This is a genomic window from Tenuifilum sp. 4138str (genome assembly GCF_041102575.1).
Taxonomy (GTDB): domain Bacteria; phylum Bacteroidota; class Bacteroidia; order Bacteroidales; family Tenuifilaceae; genus Tenuifilum; species Tenuifilum osseticum.
Map to the genome: position 1 here is coordinate 68,059 of NZ_JBGCUE010000006.1, position 26,522 is coordinate 94,580.

A 26,522-nucleotide genomic window follows, 5' to 3' on the forward strand; every position below is an offset into this window, starting at 1 on the left:
ACTCTGCTGAGTTTAAAAATTGTTTAAAGATTTGTTTTTTGAAGTAGGTTTAATTAACTTTGTAAAACTTTATCTGGGATATGAACGATTCTTCGAGCCATATAATCGACAACATTAAACAAAAGGTTCAAACTCTTGTTTTTATGTATGAAAGAGAAAAACAGGAGAACGAACGTTTAAAGGCTCAGGTTGCTCAGCTTGAAGCTAAACTGAAAGTTAAAGAGCAAGCTTGCGCCGAGCTTGAAGAACGATTTTCCCGGTTAAAGATAGCCAAGGCGCTAAAGGCAAGCGACGCCGATGTGCACGAGGCAAAGATTAAGGTGAACCGGATTGTGCGGGAAATTGACAGGTGTATTGCTCTACTTAATAAATAGAACCTAGCGCTGCCTAATGGACGAAAAGTTATCAATTAACGTGAATGTGGCCGAACGGTTATATCCCCTCAAAATCGACAGAGACGATGAGGAAAAGATACGTAAGGCTGCTAAATTGATAAACGACAAGGTAATGCTGTACAAGCAAAGGTATAGCGACAAGGACGTACAGGATTATTTGGCTATGGCAGCACTACAGTTCGTTATAAAGCTGATAGAGTGCGAGGATAAAACTGATACCTCGGAGTTTATGAGCGAGTTGAAAGATCTGGACGAATGGCTGGGTTCTTTCATTGGTAAGCAAAACATGAGTTCTTTCAAATAGCATTGCCCGCATTATCGCCTTAACGTTTTTGCGAAACTCAACACTACAAAAATTGGAGAAGGACTTTCTCCGCACAAGACAGGCCTGTTTACCGCTTGTTCGGGATCTCCTCCGGGAGACGCTGGTAGTCTGAATCGGATGGCCTCTCCACCCATGTTTAGCTGGGGTTTCTACATAAAATTAAGGCATAATGCGGGTTTTTTATATATATAATTCTTAAAAATTCATTTAGTATGGTGTTAACAATAATAATTGCAGTTTCGGCTTTTTCCCTAGGGGGATTACTGTCGTACTTTACCTGGAATAAGCTTTTGGCCAGCAAGCGCAATAAGATTATTCAGGAGGCCGAAGCCGAGGCCGAAGTTATCCGTAAGGAGAAGATTTTGCAGGCAAAGGAAAAGTTCTTACAGCTTAAAACTGAACACGATAAGGTAATTTCGGAAAAAAACAACCGGATTGCTCAGGCTGAAACCAAAATCAAGCAGCGCGAGCTGCAGCTATCGCAAAAGTTTGAGGAGCTTCAGCGTAAGCAGAAGGAGGTTGATGTTATTCGCGAAAACCTTTCGAGCCAAATGGAACTGGTTGAAAAGCGTGGCGAGGAACTTGAGCGTATGCATAAGGATCAAATTGAGCGCCTTGAATCAATTTCGGGTCTTTCGGCCGAGGAGGCTAAGGCTCAGCTTATTGAGTCGCTTAAAGCCGAGGCTCGCACCCAGGCCATGTCGTACATCAACGAGATTGTTGATGAGGCCAAAATGACTGCCACCAAGGAGGCAAAGCGTATTGTGGTACAAAGCATACAGCGCGTTGCAACAGAAACAGCCATTGAGAACTCAGTTACTGTGTTCAATATCGATTCCGATGAAATCAAGGGTCGCATCATTGGCCGCGAAGGCCGTAACATTAGAGCTCTGGAGGCTGCTACCGGTGTGGAAATCATTGTGGACGATACACCTGAAGCAATCATCCTTTCAGCTTTCGACCCTGTTCGTCGTGAAATTGCCCGACTTGCCCTTCATCAGCTGGTAACCGATGGCCGTATCCACCCTGCGCGTATCGAGGAGGTAGTGCAAAAGGTTCAAAAACAGGTTGAGGAGGAAATTATTGAGGTGGGCAAACGCACCGCTATTGATTTGGGTATCCACGGCTTACATCCTGAGCTCATCCGCCTGGTTGGTAAAATGAAGTATCGCTCATCCTATGGGCAGAACCTGCTCCAGCACTCGCGTGAGGTTGCAAACCTTTGTGCAATTATGGCCTCAGAGCTTGGGCTTAACCCCAAGGTTGCCAAGCGTGCTGGCTTACTGCACGATATAGGCAAGGTGCCCGATGATGAACCCGAACTACCACACGCTATTCTTGGTATGAAACTCGCCGAGAAGTACAAGGAGAAACCCGAGGTTTGTAATGCTATTGGCTCGCACCATGATGAGGTGGAGATGACCACCCTCATTGCTCCTATTGTTCAGGTTTGCGACGCCATTTCAGGTGCACGTCCAGGTGCACGCCGCGAGGTTGTTGAATCGTATATTAAGCGACTTAAGGAGATGGAAGACCTTGCGCTTTCATATCCCGGAGTGCTTAAAACATATGCAATTCAGGCTGGTAGGGAGTTGCGTGTAATTGTTGGTAGCGAAAAGGTTTCGGACGAAGAAGCCAATAAGCTCTCGTTCGAGATTGCCAAAAAGATTCAGGACGAGATGACATATCCAGGTCAGGTTAAAATTACGGTGATTCGCGAAACCCGAGCCATCAGCTACGCAAAGTAGTGTTCAGTGTTTAGTGTATAGTGTATAGTGTATAGTGTATAGTGTATAGTGTATAGTGTTTAGTGTTTAGTGTTTAGTGTTTAGTGTGAACCTTAAACCTTGAACCTTGAACCTTAAACCTTAAACCTTAAACCTTAAACCTTGAACCTTGAACCTTAAACCATAAACCTTGAACCTTGAACCTTAAACCTTGAATCTATGAACATCCAGATGTGCGACCTAAGGGGGCAGTACTTAAAGATAAAAAGTGAGATTGATGCTGCCATTCAGGAGGTAATTGACAGTACTGCTTTTATCAAGGGGAAGGAGGTAGGTCTGTTTCAGGAAGAACTTGCTTCCTATCTGGGCGTTAAGCATGTAATTGGCTGTGCCAACGGAACCGATGCCCTTCAAATAGCACTTATGGCACTCGATTTAAAACCGGGCGATGAAGTTATCACGCCCGACTTTACTTTTATTGCCACGGTTGAGGTTGTAGCCCTTTTGGGGCTCACGCCAATACTTGTCGATGTTGATCCATCAACCTTTACTATCGATGCTAAAAGGTTAGAGGAAGCCATAACCCCAAAAACCAAAGCCATTATTCCTGTTCATCTTTTTGGCCAATGCGCCAACATGGATGAGATTATGCGTTTAGCTCAAAAGTATAACCTGTACGTTATTGAGGACACAGCACAGGCATTGGGTGCCGATTATTTCCATTCCGATGGCCGAGTTTCAAAAGCAGGAACCATAGGAGCCGTTGGCACAACATCGTTTTTCCCTTCAAAAAACTTAGGTTGCTATGGCGACGGAGGTGCTCTTTTTACCAATGATGATAGCTTGGCTAACGAGATACGTTCAATTGCCAACCATGGTATGAAGGTCAGGTATCATCACGATAGGATTGGGGTGAACTCCCGTCTCGATACCATTCAGGCTGCCATTTTAAGGGTTAAGCTGAAGTACCTCGATTTTTATAATAAGGCTCGTATTGAGGCTGCAAATGCCTACGATTCCGCGTTAAAACCTTGTAGCAAGATTATTACGCCGGCACGAGCTAAGTGGAGTAGCCATATCTTTCATCAGTACACATTAAAGCTTAACAATGTTGATCGCGAAAGGCTACAAAAAGATTTGGCTGCCAAAGGTATTCCCACCATGGTTTACTACCCAATACCGTTGCATAAGCAAAAAGCTTTTGAACCCTACAGGGAGTTTAATTATGGGCGTTCGTTTCAGGTTTCCGATTTTCTATCAAGTTCTGTAATCTCGCTTCCCATGCATACCGAGCTATCAGCCGATGTAATAAAATATATCACCGAAACTCTACTGGAGGCATTAAAAGATTAATTTTGATAAATTTTTATTGTCATGGAGAAAACCTACTTCGCCCACGAAACAGCAGTAATTGATGAAGGTTGCACAATAGGCAAGGGTACAAAAATATGGCACTTCAGCCATATAATGTCTGGCTGTGAGATAGGTGAAAGTTGCAATATTGGCCAAAACGTGGTTGTTTCCCCGGGAGTAAAATTAGGCCGAAATGTAAAGGTTCAGAACAATGTTTCCATTTATACGGGTGTAATTTGCGAGGATGATGTTTTTTTAGGCCCATCAATGGTGTTTACCAATGTAATAAACCCGCGTAGCGCCATTAACCGCAAGAGTGAGTATTTAACAACGCTGGTAAAGCGTAGCGCCACCATTGGAGCAAATGCAACCATAGTATGCGGCGTTACCCTTGGCGAGTTTTCCTTTGTTGGTGCCGGAGCAGTGGTGACTAAGGACGTAAAGCCTTACGCTCTGGTAGTTGGTAATCCAGCCCGACAAATAGGTTGGATGAGCGAGTATGGCCATCGTCTTGAGTTTAATAGCGATGGCGTTGCAGTTTGCCCTGAGAGTGGACAAAAGTATAAGCTTGAAAATAATCAGGTTTTTCGAATAGATTAGGCAATGAAGAATTTTGCACTTATTGGAGCAGCCGGATTTATTGCTCCTCGTCACCTTAAAGCAATTAAGGAAACCGGCAATAATTTGCTTGCAGCACTCGATAAGCACGACTGTGTAGGAATTATGGATAGCTACTTCCCTAAGGCTGACTTCTTTGTGGAATATGAACGATTCGATAGGCATATCGATAAGCTTAAGCGACAGGGCGTTAAGGTTGATTACGTTAGCATTTGCACTCCAAACTACCTGCACGATTCGCATATCCGTTTTGCTTTACGACAGGGTGCTAACGCTATTTGCGAGAAACCAATCGTGCTGAATCCTTGGAATATTGAAGCCCTTGCTGAAATTGAAAAAGAAACCGGCAAACGCATTAGCACTATTCTTCAGCTCAGGCTGCATCCCACTATTATTGAGTTGAAGAAACAGATTGACAGTGCTCCAAAGGATAAGGTTTTTGATATCGATTTAACCTACATTACAAGCCGTGGACGTTGGTACTTTATTTCATGGAAGGGCGATACTCAGAAATCGGGTGGGGTTGCCACCAATATTGGTGTGCACTTTTTCGATATGCTTTCATGGATTTTTGGAAGTGTTAAGTCGAGCGTGGTGCATGTTTCCCGCCCCGACAAGGCTGCTGGATACATGGAACTCGAAAAGGCTCGCGTACGCTGGTTTTTAAGTGTTGACTATAACGATATTCCTGATAATATAAAGCAAAAAGGGCAGCGAACCTACCGTTCCATTCGCATTGCCGATAAGGAACTGGAGTTCAGCGAGGGGTTTACCGATTTGCATACTGCAAGCTACCGCGAAATTCTCGCAGGTAATAGCTTTGGCTTAAACGATGCCCGTTCTTCAATTGAAACTGTTTACACCATCCGTAATATGGTACCAGTAGGTTTAACCGGCGATTATCACCCATTTTGTAAAACATTAAACCTTTAAAAAATGTATAGCGAACTTGTTTCCAAAAAGGAAAAACTTGCAGTTATTGGTTTGGGTTACGTGGGGTTACCAATAGCACTGGAATTTGCCCGCAAACTCTCAGTTATTGGGTTCGATATTAAGCCCGATAGGGTTGAACTAATGAAGAAAGGCATCGACCCCAGTCGTGAGCTTGAACCTGAAGCATTTAAAGGTTGCGATATTGAGTTCACCTCAAATATCGACGATTTACGAAAGGCCAAGTTCTATGTGGTTGCAGTTCCAACCCCAATTGATGAGCACAACCTACCCGATTTAAAACCCCTTCTTGCAGCAACCCGATCAGTTGGACAAGTGCTTAAAAAAGGCGATTACGTAGTTTACGAGTCAACCGTTTACCCGGGCTGTACCGAGGAGGATTGCGTACCCTTGCTTGAAGAGCTATCGGGTTTAAAGTACATTCAGGATTTTAAGGTTGGCTTTTCGCCTGAGCGTATTAACCCCGGTGACAAGGAGCATACTTTGACAACCATTAAAAAGATAACTTCTGGTTGCGATGCCGAGTCGGCCGAGGAGATTGCTAAAACCTATGAGCTTATTATAAAGGCAGGTATTCACCGTGCCAGTTCCATTAAGGTTGCTGAGGCCGCAAAGATTATTGAGAACACCCAACGCGATATCAATATTGCCTTTATGAATGAGCTTTCCATCATTTTTAACCGTATGGGTATTAACACCTACGAAGTACTTGAAGCGGCCGGTACAAAATGGAATTTTCTAAAGTTTTTCCCGGGATTGGTGGGTGGTCATTGTATTGGTGTTGACCCCTACTATCTGGTTTACAAGGCTAAAGAGCTTGGCTATCACCCTCAAATTATTACTGCTGGCCGTTTCATTAACGACTCCATGGGTGGTTACGTGGCAAAGCAGACCGTAAAGAAAATTATAGCTGCCGATAAAAACCCAAAAGAGTCGCGCGTGCTCGTTTTGGGTGTTACATTCAAGGAAAATGTAAGCGATATCCGTAACTCAAAGGTGGTTGATATTTACAACGAGCTAAAATCGTTCGGTATTCAGAATATCGATGTGGTTGACCCCTATGCCGACAGCCACGAGGTGAAGGAAGAATACGGTTTCGATATGGCTTCTGCCCCAAATGGTAAGTACGACGCCATAATTGTTGCCGTTAGCCATAACCAGTACATCAACCTTAACGAGGAATGGTTTAAAAACCTTGCAAACCCTGCATGTGTTTTTGTTGATGTTAAGGGCATTTACAGGGGGAAAATACATAATTTAACATACTGGAGCCTCTAAAACTTACTTTTGATTATCAAAAAATTAAGCCCCTAAATGGGGCTTTGTTTATATTTAGTGACTTTTTTTATGATCTTGTTTCCCTTATTTATATTATTTTCGTGGAATAATTCCTGGTAGGTCATCCCCCTTGGGTGTGACTGACTGGGCGAAGCTGTAAAGTCGTTAAACGTGAACCGTTAAAAGTTAAATGCTATAATCCTTTACATCTCTTCACATCATTTTTTTATTCATAAATCATAAATCTTGAATCTTAAATCTTAAATCTTAAATCTTAAATCTTAAATCTTAAATCTTAAATTGTTATCCTTGAACCTTAAACCTTGAACCTTAAACCTTAAACCTTAAGCTATGGTAAAAAACATCTGCTGCATTGGCGCTGGTTATGTGGGCGGTCCCACAATGGCTGTTATAGCCCTGAAGAACCCCAATATTAAAGTTAATGTTGTTGATATCAATGCTGAACGCATAGCAGCATGGAATACCGATGAGTTGCCAGTTTATGAGCCCGGTTTGCTGGAGGTGGTTAAGCAGGCACGCGGTCGTAACCTATTCTTCGATACCGACATCGAGAAAGGCATCCGTGAGGCCGATATGATATTCATTAGCGTTAATACTCCCACCAAAACCTTTGGGGTAGGTAAGGGCAGGGCAGCCGATTTACGATACGTTGAACTCTGCGCCCGCCAGATTGCCGAAGTTGCCACTACCGATAAGATTGTGGTTGAAAAGTCAACCCTTCCGGTTCGTACTGCTCAGGCCATAAAAACCATACTCTCCGAAACAGGGAATAAGGTTAAATTTCAGGTGCTTTCAAACCCTGAGTTTTTAGCAGAAGGGACAGCCATTAAGGATTTGCTTGAACCCGACAGGGTACTAATTGGCGGCGATCAAACCCCAGAGGGGCTTGCAGCCATTGAGGAGTTAACGCAGGTGTACGCCAGTTGGGTGCCCCGTGAACGCATAATACAGACCCGTTTGTGGTCGTCGGAGCTTTCAAAGCTTACAGCTAACGCTTTCCTTGCTCAACGTATCTCATCAATAAACAGCATTTCTGCTCTATGCGAAGCAACAGGGGCCGATGTGGATGAGGTGGCCTACGCCATTGGAACCGATTCCCGTATTGGTCCCAAGTTCCTCAAAGCCTCGGTTGGGTTTGGTGGTTCTTGCTTCCAGAAGGATATTCTAAACCTGGTTTACCTTTGCGAATACTTTGGTTTGCCTGAGGTGGCGCGTTACTGGGAACAGGTTATTTTACTTAACGATTACCAAAAACTCCGCTTTGCGCAGAATATCATTCACACCCTATTTAATACTGTTAGCGGCAAAAAGATTGCCATGCTTGGCTGGGCATTTAAGAAGGACACTAACGATACCCGCGAGAGCGCAGCTATTTATGTAGCTGATCATCTACTCAGCGACATGGCAAATATTTGGGTTTACGATCCCAAAGTGCCCGCAAAGAGCATGTATGCCGATTTGGATTACCTGGGAACCCGGTCACCGGAGGAGAACCGCAAGCACCTAACGGTAGTTAGCGACCCCTACGAAGCCTGCAAGAATGCCCATGCCATTGCCATTATCACCGAGTGGGACGAGTTCAAAACCTACGATTGGCAGCGCATATACGATAACATGATGAAACCCGCCTTTATCTTTGATGGCCGCAATATCCTCGATCATAAAAAGCTTATGGAAATAGGGTTTAAGGTAAAAGCGATAGGAAAGAGTTATTAGTTCAAGGTTCAAAGTTTAAGGTTTTGAACTCACAGAATTATAATGATTAATAATGATGATTGAACAATTTGAAGATTTGGATATATGGAAGGAAGCAAGAGAATTATGCATACACATTAAAGAGATATGTGAGAATAGTAAATTTTCAAAAGATTATACATTAAAAAATCAAATACTTTCATCAAGCGGATCAATAATGGACAACATAGCTGAAGGATTTGAACGAGGAGGAAATAAAGAATTTATTCAGTTCTTGTTTATTGCAAAAGGCTCTTGCGGTGAAACTCGTTCCCAGTTATATCGAGCTAAAGATTTTGGATATGTTTCTGTTGAAAAAAGTGAAGAATTGATAAAAACTACTTCAATTTTAAGTAAAAAGATATCTGCATTAATTAACTACCTAAAAAGATCTAGTTTAAAGGGAGCTAAATTTAAAAATAATAACCTAAAACCCAAACCTTGAACCTTAAACCTTAAACCTTAAACCTTAAACCTTAAACCTTAAACCTTGAACCTTAAACCTTAAACCTTAAACCTTAAACCTTGAACCTTAAACCTTAAACCTTGAACTTTAAACCTTTGAATCATGAAACTCCTCCTCACTGGTACAGCTGGTTTTATTGGTTTTCACCTTGCCAAACGCTTGCTTGAGCGTGGCGACGAAGTGATAGGCCTCGATTGTATTAACGATTACTACGATATTAACCTGAAATACTCAAGGTTAGAAATTACGGGCATCGACCGTAGTAAAATTGAGTATGGCAAATTTGTGCAAAGCACAAAATACCCAAATTACAGGTTTATCCAGCTAAAGCTTGAGGATAGGGAAGCCATACTTAACCTTTTTGCTCAGGAAAAGTTCGATAAGGTTTGCAACCTGGCTGCCCAGGCTGGCGTAAGATATAGCCTACAGAACCCTTTCACCTACATAGACAGTAATATTAACGGCTTTCTGAATATACTGGAGGGATGTCGCTATAATGGAGTAAAACATCTAGCCTATGCCAGTAGTTCAAGTGTTTATGGGCTGAATGAAACCATGCCCTTTTCCGTCCATCACAATGTTGACCACCCCATAAGCCTGTACGCTGCAAGTAAGAAAAGCAACGAGCTTATGGCGCATACCTATAGCTACCTTTATGGCATTCCAACAACTGGTTTACGGTTCTTTACCGTTTACGGCCCATGGGGCCGGCCCGATATGGCGCTATTCCTATTTACCAAAGCCATACTTGAGGACAAGCCCATTGATGTTTACAACAATGGCAACATGCAACGCGACTTTACCTATATCGACGATATAGTTGAGGGAATTGTACGTGTAATAGACAACCCACCCAGGGGTAATCCTGAATGGACTGGCGCCAATCCCGATCCCGGAACCTCAATAGCACCATACAGGGTGTATAACATTGGCAACAGCAGTCCGGTAAGGCTTATGGACTTCATTGAGGCCATTGAGGAGGCCTTAGGCCAGAAGGCTATCAAGAACTTCCTTCCCCTCCAGGCCGGTGATGTCCCAGCCACCTGGGCCGATGTTTCCGACCTAGAGAAAGACCTGGGCTATAAACCCAATACCGATATTCGGTTTGGGGTTAAGAGGTTTGTGGAGTGGTATTTAACTTTTATGTATTAAATTTTTTAAATATTCATAAGAGATGGAAGATGCATGTATTTGCTTATCAAAATTAAGATGTGAATTTCGAAAAAATTAAAATTGACTAAATTTAAATAACATGAAATTTAATATTAGACTTTTCAAACTAGATACAAATTCAATATTTAAAAGTTTTTTTAGTGTATTTATATTTAATTTAATATCTGCATTTTTGGGTTTTATGTTAAATATTATACTTGCAAGATATTTCGATGTAGAAACATATGGTAATATTTCTTATTTTATTGCGTCTTTTCTTGTCTTATATACTATATTTGAGTTCGGTTTTGGAAATACTTTAGTGATTTTAAAAAGTAAATACGAAAATAATTTAAAAAATTATGTAAATGATACAATTAATACACATTTCCTAATATTTTCATTAATATTATTGATTTTCACTGAATTGATAATTCAATTATTTGGGGAACAATTAAAATTACAAATTTATGAATCGAGAATACTAATAACATCTTCATTTATTTTTGCTTTATATAATTATTTAATTTCTATTTATCAAGCTGATGGAAAATGGATGAGGTATAACTATTTTAATTTGTTAAGTAATTTTTTAAAATTTTTTATTTTCATAATAGTAATTTTTTTATATTCAAATATCTTTGATATTAATTTTACTTTCAAATTATTTACTAGAACATATTTAGTTTACACTTTAATATTATTTTTGGTTACACTTTATTTTATATATCCGCATATTCATTTTAAAGGAATAAAATTACATTTCCCATTATATAAAACGTTGATACCCCTTGGAATTACTAACTTAATTGTAATTTTAGCTATGAGAGTTGACAATTTTATTATACTTCATAAGTTAGACAATTATCAACTAGGAATTTATTCTGCAGCAAATTCATTTGCATTATTTTTTCCAATAATTACAGGATCTCTAATGAAAGTTCTATTAAGAGAGTCTGCAAACCAAGGAATAAATTATTTAAAAAAAATAATTGATATCCAAAAAAAATATTTTATCCATTTAATAATATTTATTATTATTATAATTTTTACAAGCAAGTATTTAATTATATTTTTTTTTGGAAGTAAATATTTATATTCAATTCCAATTTTTCAAGTTTTAAGCATAGTTTATATTGGTGGTGTTTTTTTTACACCTCTAGAAAGTTATTTTTTTAGCAATCATCAAACATTAATAATGTTAATAAGAATATTACAATTATTAATAATTATAATTTTTGGCTTCTTATTAATTGACTTGTTTGGATTAATTGGAATGGCAATAGCAATTGTTCTAAGCAGAATAATCGCATGGTTTTACTTTACAATAAAGTCAAAAAAAGTAATATTCAAATTATCAATTAAATGAATTAATAATTGAATTCTTTAATTTGTTTTTGAAAGAATTGAAATAAATACTAAGTTTAGATATTAATATTTATAAACCAAATTAAATTATTTTAGAATGAAAATATTACCAATTTTAAATAGTTATTTTGTAAGATATAAATTACAAAATAATAATAAAGGTGTAGTAATTAAGCACGGATTTAATGCAGAGTTTATTGAAAATATAATTTTTAAAGGGACTTGTTATGTTGGACCAAATGCCTATTGGTCTGCTAAAGGAGGAATAGAAATAGGGAATAATGTAATTTTTGGACCTAGATCAATTATATGGACTTATAACCATAATTATATGTCTAGTGAATTTATACCATACGGTGGAGAAGATATTTTAGGTAAAGTAATTATTGAAGACAATGTATGGATAGGTATAAATTCAATAATACTTCCAAATGTTACTGTTGGAGAGGGTGCAATTATTGGTGCAAATACTGTTGTAACAAAAAACGTTCCTAAATTAGCAATTGTAGGTGGAAACCCTTTTCGAATTATAAAATATAGAGATAAAGATTTATACTATAAATTAAAATCAGAGAAAAAATTTTACCTTAATTATAAATATAATATTTAAATATAATAATATTATTTGAATATTATTGGATTTATGAAACGGAAAAATGAAATTTTACTTTAATATATTTAGGTTATAGTATTCTGTTTTACCATTTTACATAAGTTATTTATGAAATAGATATTATTAAACTATCATTTCTTTTATCATTAATAATCTACCTCCATGAATTGTTAACACCCACTTCCCAATTAACAAAAATTACAGTTGCATTACTCAATATTTAAAACCCTCAAACATCTTAAAAAGTACAACAATTATAAATGAACATTGATACTATTGGTTAACGCAAATATGATATTTGCATTCAATATTTCCATATAAAATAACGATTTTTTGACAACCGAATGATATATATTAACATATATAAAAAATACTTATAGAAAAGTTTATTTACTTTTTTTTATTCTAAAAATTTACAAGAACAAAAATAATTTCAAATAAAATTAAATGGTTTTGCTAATTTTTATCATATTAATTACAACATTAAAATAAAAATAGGTTATGGAATTAATTTTATTAGGATATTATGGTTATAATAACTTCGGTGATGATTTGATGTTAAGTTGTTTAGTTAATGAATTAAAAGAAATATCAAATATTAATATACATGTTTTTGTTAGATTTAAAAAAAATTTTTTCTTGAATGAGAAAAATAACTGTAATGTAAATGTGCATTATTTTTATGAAAATTCAATGTTTAGAAATGTTATTAATTTTATAAAAATTTCATTTAAAAGTAAATTTGTTATTTGGGGAGGAGGTACTTGTTTTTCTGACCAAGATGGTGTTGATATTAGATATTTTTTGCTTTCAAAATTTCTTTTATGTAAAATAGGGTATATTGGTATTGGTGTTGGAAAAGTTACTGGTTTCAGAAAATTTAAAATGTTATTTATTCTTTCACTATCTTCATTAATAACAGTTAGAGATTCATTATCATATAACACATTATATAAATTTAAGTTTCTTCGAAAAAAACTTATAAAAACAGCTGATATATCTTTCTTATATGATTATAATAAACTCAACCCTAAAAATGAATATATTTTAATAAGTCTTCACAATTTATTGAGATACACTACCATTGAAAGAATATATTTAAGAAGATTAAGTTTAATTGATTTTATTTCAAATAACTACAATAATGAAATTATATATATATTACCTTTAGCAGATGTAGACTATGAAGAAAACCTTACTTTCTATAATCATTTGCTTTCAAAGTTTAAAAATGTTTTTTTTCTTAATTTAAAAAATTATGAAGATAAAATTAAATATATTCAAAATGCAAAAATATATTATACAGAAAGACTCCATGGATATATTGTCTCTAAGTTATATAACAATATTTTAACTATACCTTTAAATTATAGTAATAAATTTCAGCATTTTAGAAATGAGACTGGAATTAATTATGAAGGAATTGAATTAAATAATATTCAAAACTTAAGAAATTATGTTTTAAACAATAAAAATATTATTAATAATAATAAGATTAAGGAATTAAAAAATTTAGCTAAACAAAATATAATAGCACTAAAAAATGTCTTTAATAAATAAACAATATAAATACATAATTATTGTAATGATACAATTTTTATGTATGTTTTTTCAATTCAGCACTATTGGAATATTGCTTTTTCTATTAATTTGTTTATATGGCTTTTATGACATAATTGTTAAAAGGAATTTAAGTAATATTTTTTTATTTTTAATTTTAATTAGTTCATATCATTCAAATTTTCCAAATATATATACAGTCAATTTTTTTAATATTTCAATTATATATTTTATGTTTATATTTTTTGCATTAACTACAATAAAAAATATTTTTTCAAGTAAATTTAATATTAATTATATACTACTAATATTACCCTTGTTATTATTATTACCATATCATCTAATTTATGGATTTATAAATAAATTTTCTAATTATGCTTATATTACTGAATCTGTTTCTTTCCTTATATTCTATTTTTTTATCTTATATGCTCTCACTAATAATAAGGAAAAGAATAATGAAATTCTTGATTTAGTTAAGACATACATAATAATTTATTATCCATTATTTGTAATCTTTTCAGGATTATTATTTCCCAGTAATTCTAATTTATTGTTTTATGACGAATTTTCAAAATTTCATGCATTAGCATTTACTCCAATTATTATTTTCTCTAACTATAAATTAAATCATAAAGTTTTACTATTATTATTAAATATTTTATCTTTTTTTATAATTGCAATTACAGGGTATCTAAGTACATTAAATTTGATTTTAATTACAATAAGTTATTTTATAATTTTATTAAAACTAAATTTTAGAATTATAATATTTTCATTAGTTTTTTTTATTTTATTGTTTTTTTCTAGTTATAAACTACTTATTAAATATGGTAATGAAACTACAATTTGGAAAGTTAAACAAGTAGGACTTACAATTACTAATTTTAATTTTCATAATATTAATCAAATTCCCCGTTCTCCAAAAGTAAGAATTTTAGAAATTATGAATTCTTACAATGAATTATCTGATAGTCCATTATTAATTGTTATAGGAAAAGGTTTTGGTTCATATTTTACTGATACGAAATATTCTTTTAAAAACTATGGTGTAGATTTAAGTAAAGGAGATGTTTATTCATTAGATCAAGTAAAACAATCAAAGTATTATATAGGTCATGGTTTTATATCGTATTCTCTTATTAAGTGGGGCTTTTCAGGAATTTTAATTATATCTTTAATATCATTTTTAATATTTTTCATAAAAACTAAAGATTTTTTTTGGTTATCAATTTCTGTTCCACTATATGTATTAACTACTTTTGGTTATGGATTAAAAAATTTCATTATGATTGGTTTTTTTATTGGAATATCATTAATATTAATAATTAAAAAATTATAAACTATTTTTATGAAAATACTTGTTATAGATTTAATTACTCAAAAAGGACATATAAAATTTGTTCGAAATTATTTATCATTACTTAATTATTTAGGTGAGGTAAGATTTATTTCTTCTAAGGATTATATTAGTAAGATTGGATATAATAATTGTTATGTTATTTCTAATTGGTTTTTTAATTATAATAACAAATATGAATATGTAATCAAACAAGTATTATTAATTATATTATTATCTTTTAAAATTAATAAAAACTTTAAAAATTATAAAATTATCGTAACTGGTTTTGAAAATATTTCTTTTTTTATTGCATGGCGATTTATTTCTAATAAAACTTATGTTGTAATACATAATAATCTTACACGAGGTATTTTGAGTATATACTCTTTTAAAAGAATTAAAAGTAATATAACTTTTATTGCACTTGAAAATTATATAAAAGAATTTATTGAGTCAAAATATAAAAAGAAAACTTATTTTATACCACACCCTATAGATATTATCAATATAAAAGAAAATCGAAATCTCTCAGATAATATTATTTTTTGTCCAAGTGGAAGTTCAAACTTTGAAGAAATTGATAAATTTAAAAATACACTAAACAATAATTCTAAACTAATTTTAATTGCGAAATCAAATACTGAAATTATAAATAAAAATATTATTTTTAAGAAATATTTTGATGATTATGATACTATATTTGATAAATCAAAATTCATTTTTATACCATTTAAATATGACTATAGAGTAAGTGGCGTTTTCTATGAGTCTATGAATTATAATAAAATTATTCTTACAACAAAAAATTCTGGACTCTTCATACATCAAATGAAAAAGTTATACCCAAATTCTATTTTTTTTATCGAAAGTTTTGAAGATATTGAAGAAATAAATATTTCTAATGAATTAAAAGAAAAGGAATATAAAAAATTTATATCTTTGCATAATAATTTACAAATTTTTACTGAGTTCAAAAAAATGTTTTTAGAACAAAATGACAAAATTTAAGCTTATTTACATTGATCCTATGTCATATAATAATTTAGGATTATATGATTTAAATTTGTTGCTTAACATTCAAGACCAATCTGAAATATATTTTATATGCTCAAATAAATTTGAATATAAAAACAAAATTTCTAAAGTACATATTATTGATCATTACAATTATCATAATAAACCTATTATAATTAAAGTTTTATCATATATTATTTCGTATTTTAAAACTCTAATAAAAGTTTTTTTAGTTCGACCTGATATTGTACATATTCAGTGGATTAAAATACCAAGTTTAGAAATTTTTGGATATAAATTAATTAAATTATTAAATAAAAAAATATTTTTAATTTACACTGCTCATAATATTATTCCACATGACATAAAAAAAGTAAATATAAACTTATATAAAAAAATGTATTCAATTTTTGACTCTATAATTGTTCATTCGGAAACTACAAAATTAACTTTAAAAAATGAATTTTACATTTCTACAAATAAAATTAGTGTAATCAATCATGGTATTTTTGATCTTAGTCAAACAATTACTGATATTTCAAAATTTAATTTTATATTTAATTCTTATAATATTAAATACAAATCTAATAATGAAATAATTTTTTCAATATTAGGTTCATTAAGTTATTATAAAGGTGTTGATTTAATTGTTGAAGCATGGAAAACCTCTAAATTACTATTCTTAAATAAGAATGTTAAATTAATAATAGCTGGAAAACCAACTTATAAATTTGAAATATTAGATAATACAAATATATATTATGATTTAAATTTTTTATCTAATGAAGAATACTACGCATACTTAAAAATTACTGATATTCTTCTTTTACCATATAGGCAAATTTCTCAAAGCGGAGTACTTGCAGCAGCATTGTTTGAAAATGTACCTGTTATTGTTAGCAATTCAGGAGGCTTAAGAGATCCTTTTAAACTTGGTAATATAGGTTGGATAATTAATGATTTAAATGTTTCATCAGTAAGAGAAACTTTAGAAGAAGTTTTTTTAAATATAAATAAAGTCACTTTTGATTGGTCTAGAATAAATAAAGAATATTCTTGGGAAAAAATAGCTAAAGAAACTCTTAATGTATATAAAAACTTGAAGAATTTGCAAATATAAATTTTAAATTATGAACCAACTTTCAAAATACGTTAGTTTAATTGTTCCTTGCAGAAATGAAGTTAATTATATTCCATTTATTATAAAAAATATATTAGAACAAAATTATCCTAAAGAATTAATTGAGGTTTTTATAATAGATGGTTTAAGTGATGATGGAACTGTTGAATATATTCAAAAATTTGTTCATAAATACAATTTTATTAAATTTTTAAATAATCCATATAAAGTAGTCCCTTATGCTTTAAATATTGGTATTAAAAATGCAAAAGGTGATATTATTATTCGTTTAGATGCGCATGCTGAATACCCTAAAAATTATATTTCTACTTTAGTTAATTATTTAGAAAAACTTAATGCTGATAATGTTGGTGGTGTTTGGGAAACTGTCCCTTCTGTAAATACTCATAAAGCTAAATCTATTGCTATTGCGCTATCTAGTCCCTTTGGTGTAGGTGATGCAACATATAGATTAGCTTCTTCTGATGTTGAATACATTGAAGTTGATACTGTTCCTTTTGGTTGTTACCGCAGGGATGTCTTTGATAGAATTGGACTATTCGATGAGCAATTAACCCGTAATCAGGATAATGAGTTTAATGAGCGGTTAAGGAAAGCTGGCGGTAAAATTTATCTGATACCATCACTAAAAATTAAGTACTACGCACGCGAAAACTATAGTAAGCTATATAAAATGTTTTTTCAGTATGGTTACTTCGGTCCTCTGGTTGACCTTAAACTAAAAAAGCCAACCCGGTTACGGCGCTACATCCCCACAGCATTCGTTCTATCGCTAATAATGCCTTTATTACTTTCACTATTATTTTATCCCTTTTTATATTTATGGGTATTCACTGTTTCCCTTTATCTTATTGCTTCTGTAACATTTGGGACTTACGAATGCAGAAAGAGAGATTCTGTTCAACTTGTTCCTTATGTTATGTGGGCTTACTTTGTTTCTCACGTTAGTTATGGTTTAGGTTACCTTAAAGGTGTATTTGATTTTATGATACTAAAAAAACATTTAAAGAGTAAACTTGACGTAGAATTGAGTAGATAGTTATAAATACTGAAAATGAGCTATAGTAACGAAAAAGATTTAAAAAAGATCATAATAAAAAAAAGAATTTTTGATTTTATTATTTCAATAATTGGTTTTATTATACTATTCCCTTTATTTATAATTTTGTACCTGATAATATTTATTTTTTCAGGATATCCTGTGATTTTTAAGCAAATCAGGTTTGGTCAGTATGGTAAAAAATTTACTATATTTAAATTCCGAACAATGGTAGTAAGTAACGAGAAAAATTTTATTTCTACATCAAATGATAGACGAATTACAAAAGTTGGTGGAATACTTAGGAAACTCAAATTAGATGAAATACCAGAAGTATTAAATATAGTAAAAGGCGAAATGAGTTTAGTTGGTCCTAGGCCTGATATGCCTGAATATATAGAAAAAATTAATGAAAATGACAGAATAATTCTTAACTTAAAACCTGGGCTTACTGGTCCAGCAAGTTTAAAGTATATAAATGAGGAGGAAATATTAGCAAATGTTCCTGATCCCAAATGGTATAACGATAACATAATTTTTCCTGACAAGGTAAGAATAAACAAGTTGTATATAGAACAATGGTCGTTTTTTCTTGACATAAAGATTATACTTCATACTATAATTCGTAAACCTTATAAAGAAAGTAATTATTTCAAATGAACACAAGAATCTGGCTTTCCTCTCCACATATGAGTGGAGGTGAGATTAAATACGTTAACGATGCCTTTGAAACCAATTGGGTTGCTCCGCTTGGCCCTAATGTCAATGCTTTTGAAAAAGAGTTATCGCATTATCTTAGTGTAAAGTACTGTGCTGCATTGGTTTCAGGAACAGCTGCCATACATTTAGCCTTAATAAATCTTGGAGTTGGTCCGGGCGATGAGGTTATTTGCCAATCGTTTACCTTTTCGGCTACTGCAAACCCTATTGTTTATCAGGGTGCCACACCAGTATTTGTTGATAGCGAGGATGAAACCTGGAATATTAATCCTGAACTTCTGGAAAAAGCAATTAGAGATAGGATAAACAAAGGGAAAAGGCCAAAGGCAATAGTAGTTGTTCATCTGTATGGTATGCCTGCAAAGATGGATGAAATTCTATCAATTGCCTCTAAGTACGATATTCCCGTTATTGAAGATGCAGCCGAAGCATTGGGAAGTAGGTATAAGGATAAATGTTGCGGTACATTTGGAGCAATGGGAATCCTTTCGTTTAATGGGAATAAAATAATTACAACTTCTGGCGGGGGTGCCTTGATTTCTAACAACCACGATTTTATTCATAAAGCCCGTTTCCTTGCCACTCAAGCGCGCGATAATGCACCGCATTACCAGCATTCACAAATAGGGTACAATTACAGAATGAGTAATGTTGTTGCTGGCATAGGTCGTGGACAGCTAGAGGTTCTTGATTTAAGGGTTAAACAACGAAGAGAAAATAATAAATTTTATAGAGATTTATTGGGCGAAGTAAAAGGAATAGCATTTCATACCGAATCATCCGATTCCTACTCAAACTACTGGTTAACCTCAATAATAATTGACCCCAAAATAACAGGGGTAACAAGGGAGGATCTGCGAAAAGGCCTAGAGGAAGATAACATTGAATCGCGTCCGTTATGGAAGCCAATGCATCTTCAGCCTGTTTTTTCAGGAGCCCCGGCATATACTAATGGTTTTTCAGAGTACGCATTTGAAAATGGGTTATGCTTGCCGTCTGGTTCAAACATGACCGATGAAGATAGGGATAGGATTGCTAACCAATTAAAAAAGATTTTAAAGTTTTAATCAAATTTGAAATATAAATCTTAAAGAACATAGAAGGTTTAATTCATTTAATTATAAATTTAACCTGCCCTTTCAGGGCGAGGATTTGAAAGATTCTCTTTACATTGGGCGTTGCCCAATGTTAGAGTGATTTAGGCTTTCAGCCCGAGATATCGTTACCGTAATTAACAAAAGCAACGTAATGTTCCGCCCCGCAGGGGCAAGTCAGTCTAACCCAACGCATCGCGTTGGGAAATAGGCAATACCAAAATAATAATGCGCCCTGTAAGGGCAGTTAAATCTAACCCCACGCAACGCGTTGGGTAATGAACACCAAAAAAATATTGACACGCCCCGAAGGGGCAGGTTAGTTTAACCCAACGCAACGCGTTGGGAAATACGCAATACCAAAATAATAATGCGCCCTGTAAGGGCAAGTCAATCAAACCAAACGCACGGTAAGGGATATAGAATAACAGAAAAATAAATCGCCCCGTAAGGGCAGGTTGAGTTAACCCAATGCACCGCGTTGGGTAATGAACAATACCAAAATAATAATGCGCCCTGAAAGGACAAGTCAATCAAACCAAACGCATCGCGTAGGGTATTGAATAACTCAAAAAGGATCACCCCGAAGGGGTAACTCAGTCTAACCCAACGCATCGCGTTGGGTAATAAAGAATAAAAGAAATTAACGCGCCCTGTAAGGGCAGGTAAAAAAGTAACTAAATAGTTGATACAATGTCTCAATCCCTCACTAAAATCTATGTTCACATCGTTTTTCATATAAAATCAACAACGGTTCCAATAAGTTCAAATGATAAACCCCATCTATATTCCTATATCCGAACGGTACTCGCCGATCGAGAATCTATTCCTATTGAAATTAATGGAACATCTGACCATATTCACATACTATGTTTGCTTTCTAAAAATATTGCCATATCAAAGCTTGTTGAAGATATTAAACGTCATAGCAGTCGATGGATTAAAACATTAGATGATAAATATTCGAGGTTTGCTTGGCAAAGAGGGTATGCTGCCTTTTCAGTAAGCCAATCGGTACTTGAAAAAACAATAAATTACATAAAAAATTAGGAGGAACATCACAGGAAACGAAGTTATAAGGAAGAGGTAATGCTTTTCCTGAAAGAGTATGGAATGGAATATAACGAGGATTATTTCTTTTCCGATTAACCTGCCCTTACAGGGCGAGGATTTAAGTGTTTCTCTTTCCATTGGGCGTAGCCCAATGTTAGATTGAGTTGGGCTTTCAGCCCGAAAATTTGTAATTGCAGTTAACAACCAATGAAATATTACGCCCCGTAGGGGCAAGTCTACCTAACCCAATGCAATGCGTTGGGTGGTTAATGGAACCGAAATAATAATGCGCCCTGTAAGGGCAAGTCAATCTAACCCAACGCACAGCGTTGGGAATTAAAAATATCTATATACAACATCTCGCCCTGTAAGGGCAGGTAAATATAACCCAACGCAACGCATATGGAATAGAATAACAGAAAAAATAAAACGCCCCGTAGGGGCAAGTCTACCTAACCCCACGCAACGCGTTGGGTAATGAACACCAAAAAAATATTGACACGCCCCGAAAGGGCAGGTTAGTTTAACCCAACGCAACGCGTTGGGAAATACGCAATACCAAAATAATAATGCGCCCTGTAAGGGCAAGTCAATCAAACCAAACGCACGGTATTGGATATAGAATAACAGAAAAATAAATCGCCCCGTAAGGGCAGGTCTTTTTAACCCAGTGCACCACGTTGGGTTTCGTATAGCGGAACAAAGTAATCGCCCCGCAGGGGCAAGTCAATCTAACCCAACGCACAGCGTTGGGAAGTAAATAACCAAATACAACTTCTCGCCCTGTATGGGCAGGTAAAAAACAAAACAATGTTAAGGAAAATCATCACACACACTTTCACTATAACACTCCTATTATTCCTTATTAGGCTTGCTTTACCCCAATACCTAAAATATCTTCTATTCCCCACTGTTGCCATTTTAGGTATTCTTACCCTTACTGAGTTCATAGTTACTAAACGTTGGCAGCAAATCACCTTAAAGAGTTTCAGAGTATTTATACCATTAATTCTTTCAGTACTTGCCTATTTTATAGCATTTGCTTTAACACCAAATCGCCCCGAAACACTGTTTAAGGACACCTTTAATCTATTGGTTTTATCTGCATTTATTGTTTCTGCAATACTATTTAACTTTAAAACCGAAGAATTACACTATTCCCTGAAGCGTTTTAATATTCTAGCGGTAATCCTCAGTTCCCATTTTGCCCTTGCCGGTATTTTAAAGCTTTACTTTATGCTTAAGGGGAATAAATGGGAATTTTTATCGGTTGAGGGTTTGGGATTCCCCCAGGGCACGTCGCTAAGCGTTGACGATAATTTTTTTACACTAGTTTGTGTTGTTGGGATTCTTATTGCTACCTTTTACCTTTTCAAGGAATTAAAGCGTTGGCAAAGTGTTCTGCTTCAGCTTGCCCTTTGGGTTTTAATAGTAAACATAATGCTGGCAACCTCGCGTCGTGGTTTAATTATTGCATCGATTTATATAATAGTTTTCATATTAACGTGGTTAACCTCGTGGTTTATTAGGAGGAAACCTTTAAAAAATTTTAGAGAGAATTCAATAATTTTCTTGCTAAGTTTTAGTTTATCCACATCATTTCTTGGTTATGCATTATTTGGAGTTAGCACGCTTAAGCGAAATGAGTGGCTGGCAAATTCCTCTTTCGATAATTATCAAACCATTGCGTATGTGAATTGGCTTACTATGTCGGGTAGGTCAATATTTCGGGGAGATATTACTTATGATGATGCTCAAAGGGAAAACTGGAACACCAGTTTCGACTCTCGATATCCCTATACTGGATGGGCAAATAGTAACTATCAATTAGTTGATAACCTCAACGATTTAGGTTTAGCAGCTGTGCCAGCTGATGCTAAGGGCGCCAGGGTAGGGGATTGGGTTCAACCTAGAATTTGGAATGGTAATGCATATTACATTTCAAAACTTTTTGAGGGTAGGGTTGAGCCCGGCAAACGTTACCTGGCATCGGTTTACTGTTACGTTTCGCCCGATTTTGATGGCTCGTGGGTTCGGATGAGCAACAGTGGTAACTTGAAAGGGATAAACCACTGGTACTACAATCTGAGTAGGAAAGGGACCTGGCAAAAACTTCAAACTTCATTTTATGCCGATAGCGGCGATTATAAATCGTATTTATATCTCTGTAAGGAGAATGATTCCACGTTGAATAGCTTGAATGGTTATGTAATTTTTGCCTACCCGTCGGTAGAGCAAACTGAGTTTGACTCTAAAGAACCTATAACATGGGCTAACAGGCCATTTGAATTGGTAAAGGAATTGCCTGGCAAAGGCAGTAACCAACTTCCTGAGGGTACCAAAGCATTCATGCCTGTAAAACCCGACATAAGTTTCAGGGAAAAGGATAGCTTATGGGTTTATGGTGCGGATTTGTTTAGGTATAGGTTTCAAGATTCACTGAGAAACATACCTTCGTTATATGTTTATGCTTCACCCGATTTCAATGGCGATGAGGTTTACTTAAGTACTGGAGGTAAAATTTATGGTTTTACAAAGAACAATTACAATTTGGCTAAAAAGGGTCGTTGGCAAAGGTTATACCTCTCTTTCAATATGTTTGAGGGTGATAGTTGGGTTTACTTTGGATTCAAGAAGAAGGTTAATTCACCAGCAGACTCAATCAAAGGTTATGTTCTTTTTGCCTACCCCGAAGAGCGATTTTTAAAGTTTAACTCCAATGAACCTTTGACTTGGACAGGCTCAAACTTCAAACGCGTATATCCTTTAACCGGTAAAAATGTTGAGATTGTACCAAGGAATAGTGTAGGATTAAGGGTTGACAAGGAAACGCAGCATAGGGAAAGTAAAGATTTGGTTTACAATGTAAATCCTATTGGGAAAGTAAAATTTAAAAACAACCTTTATAGAGTTAAAACATCAATTTATGTTTATGTTTCTAATGATTTTAATGGGGAAAAAGTAAGAGTAGAAGGGGGGGCTAAGAAATTGGGTGGATATAGGGCTTCCTACTATGATTTAGAACGCAAAGAGACATGGCAAAAACTAACCATAAATAACTGGGGTGAAGCGGGTGGGGAGTACTATTCAACAACCTTTTTAGTATTACCCAAGGCAAATGATTTCAAAAAATTAAAAGGATATGTGATTTATGCACATCCTGAGTTTAATACATTCGAACATGACCCAAAGAATCCTGAAACCTATACTTCATCAACATATAGTAAAGAGTTCCCATTGATTGGTAATAATGCTGATATTGTTCCCGAAGGGGTAATTGGGGCAAGATACGATAGGGCTACCGAGGGAAAACAGTGGAGGGACTTACATCATTCCACCACATTATTTTGGGGTGTAGAGGCTGAACCTGGCGATTCGGTATTCGCATCGGTTTACTGCTACGTATCACCAGAATTTAATGGTCAGGAAGCCAGGTTAGAGATAAGGGGGAAGGTATCAGGGCCTACAAACCAAAAGTATAACTTGAATGCTAAAGGCGAGTGGGTATTCCTGCAAGCAAAGGGTATTGTAACCGAAAAGGGCTGGGTATATGGAGCCTACTTTTTTAGCCAGAAAGGGGTAACCGATTTTAATACACTTACCGGGCATATCACCTTTGCCTATCCCCAACTTATTGTCAAATCCAATAAAACATCGTTTATTCAAAGTGAGTACAAGATAAATAGGGCAGGAATTTTGTTTGGCGATGCTTTGGTTAGTATGACTGATAGTACTTCCCATAACTTTGAGTTATCAATGCAAAACAACCGTTTTGCAGGGCCCCGGATTGATCGTTGGCGGTATGCATTTTACCTTTACTTTAACGAATACACGATTACTCAAAAGCTTTTTGGAGCTGGTTTTAACTATACCAAAAAGTTCGCACGAAAATTCCACCCTGATGAAATCAATAGAGATTTTGATTACCCTCATAACCCCTTCCTATCGGTTTTGCTTTACTCAGGTTTACTGGGGTTAATAGTTTATCTATGGTTTTTTACTAAAACTTTATACTTGTACTATATCTATCGAAAGGAATACTGGTTATTTGGGTTGGTTTTCTTGGTAGTATTTTTCTATTCATTTTTTAGTTCAAATTCACCATTTGAGCCCGCTTTCTTTGGTGTTATGGCTTTTCTTCCTTATCTAATTCATTATACTAAAAAATATAGGGAGGAGGTCAAATAGGTTCTTTGCTCATGAATTGTAATGGAACACAGATGACGCAGATGATTTTGTTGTTTGTTGTTCGTTGATAGTTGTTCGTGAATTGGAATGGCATGCTGATTATGCAGATTAGACTGATTTACACAGAGAAACACTGAGTAATCCCTGTGAAACTCTGTGCAAATCTGTGATACTTTTTAGTTGTTAGTTTTGGCAGTTGATGGTTGATAGTATTAAACTTTAAACCTTAAATCCCGCTAGCGCGGGACAGGCTCTTAAACCTTAAACCTTAAACCTTGAACCTTAAACTTTAAACTTTAAACCTCTAATTCTTATGCCCAAAAAAGCTCTAATAACAGGAATAACCGGCCAGGATGGTTCCTACCTTGCAGAACTTTTACTCGAAAAAGGGTATGAGGTTCACGGCATTATACGCCGGGCATCAACATTTAATACCCACAGGATCGATCATCTGTACAAGGACAGGCATAATAAGGATGTTCGTATGTTCCTGCACTATGGCGATATGACCGATTCCAGCAACCTAAATCGTTTGCTCGAGAAGATTGAACCCGATGAGATTTATAATTTGGCTGCCCAAAGCCATGTAAAAGTTTCGTTTGAAGTTCCGGAATACACCGCTGAGGTTGACGCCATTGGAACCCTTCGTTTCCTCGACGCTATTAAGGATACAGGGTTAAAAACTAGATTCTATCAAGCTTCAACCAGCGAACTTTATGGTTTAGTACAGCAGGTGCCTCAAACCGAAAAAACACCCTTTTACCCTCGCAGCCCTTATGGTGTTGCAAAGCTTTACGCTTACTGGATAACCGTAAACTATCGCGAAGCGTACAATATTTTTGCCTGCAACGGAATTCTCTTTAACCATGAATCGCCACGGCGTGGAGAAACCTTTGTTACCCGAAAAATTACTATGGCAGCGGCAAGAATTAAGGCAGGATTGCAGGAAAAACTTTTTCTAGGCAATCTGGATGCACGCCGCGACTGGGGGTACGCCCCTGAGTATGTGGAAGGAATGTGGCGAATGCTTCAGCATTCAAATCCTGAGGATTTTGTACTTGCAACCGGTAAAACGTATACTGTTCGGGAGTTTGCCACGCTTGCTTTTAATGAGTTAGGAATTGAACTTGAATGGAGCGGCAAAGGTGCTGATGAAAAAGGCATTGACAAAGCTACCGGCAAAGTTCTAGTTGAGATTGATCCTAACTATTTCCGTCCAACCGAGGTTGACCTATTGGTTGGCGATGCAACAAAAGCTAGGACTTTGCTGGGCTGGGAACCCCGGGTAGGAATTGAAGAGCTAGTTCGTATTATGGTTAGAGCTGATTGGGAAAGGGTTCAAACAATCTTATAATCTCCAGAATTTTCAG

The 26,522-nt window shown here is 35.1% G+C and carries 22 protein-coding genes; all 22 read left to right on the forward strand.

Annotated elements, in window-relative coordinates; translation table 11 throughout:
• Window positions 1-80: 80 nt before the first annotated feature.
• The 22 genes from AB6811_RS07345 to gmd all read left to right on the forward strand — a co-directional run bounded on the left by AB6811_RS07345 (window position 81) and on the right by gmd (window position 26,506).
• Entirely contained in the window at window positions 81-374 is a 294-nt protein-coding gene (locus AB6811_RS07345; RefSeq protein ID WP_500812349.1) for a coiled-coil domain-containing protein, read from the forward strand.
• Between the two features lie 16 nt (window positions 375-390).
• A complete protein-coding gene (locus AB6811_RS07350) occupies window positions 391-699 on the forward strand; it encodes a cell division protein ZapA (protein ID WP_369489802.1) in 309 nt (102 codons plus the stop codon).
• 233 nt (window positions 700-932) lie between these two features.
• Entirely contained in the window at window positions 933-2,468 is a 1,536-nt protein-coding gene (gene rny, locus AB6811_RS07355; protein ID WP_369489803.1) for a ribonuclease Y, read from the forward strand.
• A gap of 198 nt (window positions 2,469-2,666) precedes the next feature.
• The gene (locus AB6811_RS07360; protein WP_369489804.1) at window positions 2,667-3,800 is read left to right on the forward strand and encodes a DegT/DnrJ/EryC1/StrS family aminotransferase; all 1,134 of its coding nucleotides are present in this window, start codon (window positions 2,667-2,669) and stop codon (window positions 3,798-3,800) included.
• Window positions 3,801-3,821: 21 nt separating this feature from the next.
• Window positions 3,822-4,400, forward strand: a complete 579-nt coding sequence (locus tag AB6811_RS07365) for an acyltransferase (protein ID WP_369489805.1) — start codon at window positions 3,822-3,824, stop codon at window positions 4,398-4,400.
• Between the two features lie 3 nt (window positions 4,401-4,403).
• Entirely contained in the window at window positions 4,404-5,351 is a 948-nt protein-coding gene (locus AB6811_RS07370; protein ID WP_369489806.1) for a Gfo/Idh/MocA family oxidoreductase, read from the forward strand.
• A 3-nt stretch (window positions 5,352-5,354) separates the two neighbouring features.
• On the forward strand, window positions 5,355-6,647 hold the full coding sequence (locus AB6811_RS07375; RefSeq protein ID WP_369489807.1) for a nucleotide sugar dehydrogenase: 1,293 nt from the start codon (window positions 5,355-5,357) through the stop codon (window positions 6,645-6,647).
• A 351-nt stretch (window positions 6,648-6,998) separates the two neighbouring features.
• Window positions 6,999-8,384, forward strand: coding sequence for a UDP-glucose 6-dehydrogenase (locus AB6811_RS07380; protein ID WP_369489808.1), 1,386 nt, complete (start codon window positions 6,999-7,001; stop codon window positions 8,382-8,384).
• A 52-nt stretch (window positions 8,385-8,436) separates the two neighbouring features.
• On the forward strand, window positions 8,437-8,847 hold the full coding sequence (locus tag AB6811_RS07385; RefSeq protein ID WP_369489809.1) for a four helix bundle protein: 411 nt from the start codon (window positions 8,437-8,439) through the stop codon (window positions 8,845-8,847).
• A 123-nt stretch (window positions 8,848-8,970) separates the two neighbouring features.
• On the forward strand, window positions 8,971-10,020 hold the full coding sequence (locus tag AB6811_RS07390) for an NAD-dependent epimerase (RefSeq protein ID WP_369489810.1): 1,050 nt from the start codon (window positions 8,971-8,973) through the stop codon (window positions 10,018-10,020).
• Between the two features lie 100 nt (window positions 10,021-10,120).
• Window positions 10,121-11,389 carry an oligosaccharide flippase family protein gene (locus AB6811_RS07395; protein WP_369489811.1) on the forward strand — a complete coding sequence of 423 codons (1,269 nt, stop codon included), beginning with the start codon at window positions 10,121-10,123 and terminating at the stop codon, window positions 11,387-11,389.
• A 96-nt stretch (window positions 11,390-11,485) separates the two neighbouring features.
• Window positions 11,486-11,998, forward strand: a complete 513-nt coding sequence (locus AB6811_RS07400; RefSeq protein ID WP_369489812.1) for an acyltransferase — start codon at window positions 11,486-11,488, stop codon at window positions 11,996-11,998.
• A 504-nt stretch (window positions 11,999-12,502) separates the two neighbouring features.
• On the forward strand, window positions 12,503-13,561 hold the full coding sequence (locus tag AB6811_RS07405; protein WP_369489813.1) for a polysaccharide pyruvyl transferase family protein: 1,059 nt from the start codon (window positions 12,503-12,505) through the stop codon (window positions 13,559-13,561).
• A 232-nt stretch (window positions 13,562-13,793) separates the two neighbouring features.
• Window positions 13,794-14,903, forward strand: a complete 1,110-nt coding sequence (locus AB6811_RS07410) for a hypothetical protein (protein ID WP_369489814.1) — start codon at window positions 13,794-13,796, stop codon at window positions 14,901-14,903.
• A gap of 9 nt (window positions 14,904-14,912) precedes the next feature.
• On the forward strand, window positions 14,913-15,911 hold the full coding sequence (locus AB6811_RS07415) for a hypothetical protein (RefSeq protein WP_369489815.1): 999 nt from the start codon (window positions 14,913-14,915) through the stop codon (window positions 15,909-15,911).
• Complete coding sequence (locus tag AB6811_RS07420) at window positions 15,898-17,037, forward strand: glycosyltransferase family 4 protein (RefSeq protein WP_369489816.1); 1,140 nt, start codon at window positions 15,898-15,900, stop codon at window positions 17,035-17,037. The genes AB6811_RS07415 and AB6811_RS07420 overlap by 14 nt, the downstream gene beginning before the upstream one ends.
• 10 nt (window positions 17,038-17,047) lie before the next feature.
• A complete protein-coding gene (locus AB6811_RS07425; protein WP_369489817.1) occupies window positions 17,048-18,097 on the forward strand; it encodes a glycosyltransferase family 2 protein in 1,050 nt (349 codons plus the stop codon).
• A gap of 15 nt (window positions 18,098-18,112) precedes the next feature.
• Entirely contained in the window at window positions 18,113-18,757 is a 645-nt protein-coding gene (locus AB6811_RS07430) for a sugar transferase (protein ID WP_439655715.1), read from the forward strand.
• Complete coding sequence (locus AB6811_RS07435; RefSeq protein ID WP_369489818.1) at window positions 18,754-19,884, forward strand: DegT/DnrJ/EryC1/StrS family aminotransferase; 1,131 nt, start codon at window positions 18,754-18,756, stop codon at window positions 19,882-19,884. Before AB6811_RS07430 ends, AB6811_RS07435 begins: the two co-directional genes overlap by 4 nt.
• Window positions 19,885-20,604: 720 nt before the next feature.
• Window positions 20,605-20,961, forward strand: coding sequence for a transposase (locus AB6811_RS07440; protein WP_369489819.1), 357 nt, complete (start codon window positions 20,605-20,607; stop codon window positions 20,959-20,961).
• Window positions 20,962-21,774: 813 nt separating this feature from the next.
• Complete coding sequence (locus AB6811_RS07445) at window positions 21,775-25,152, forward strand: O-antigen ligase family protein (RefSeq protein ID WP_369489820.1); 3,378 nt, start codon at window positions 21,775-21,777, stop codon at window positions 25,150-25,152.
• 313 nt (window positions 25,153-25,465) lie between these two features.
• A complete protein-coding gene (gene gmd, locus AB6811_RS07450; protein ID WP_369489821.1) occupies window positions 25,466-26,506 on the forward strand; it encodes a GDP-mannose 4,6-dehydratase in 1,041 nt (346 codons plus the stop codon).
• The last annotated feature ends 16 nt before the right edge of the window (window positions 26,507-26,522 follow it).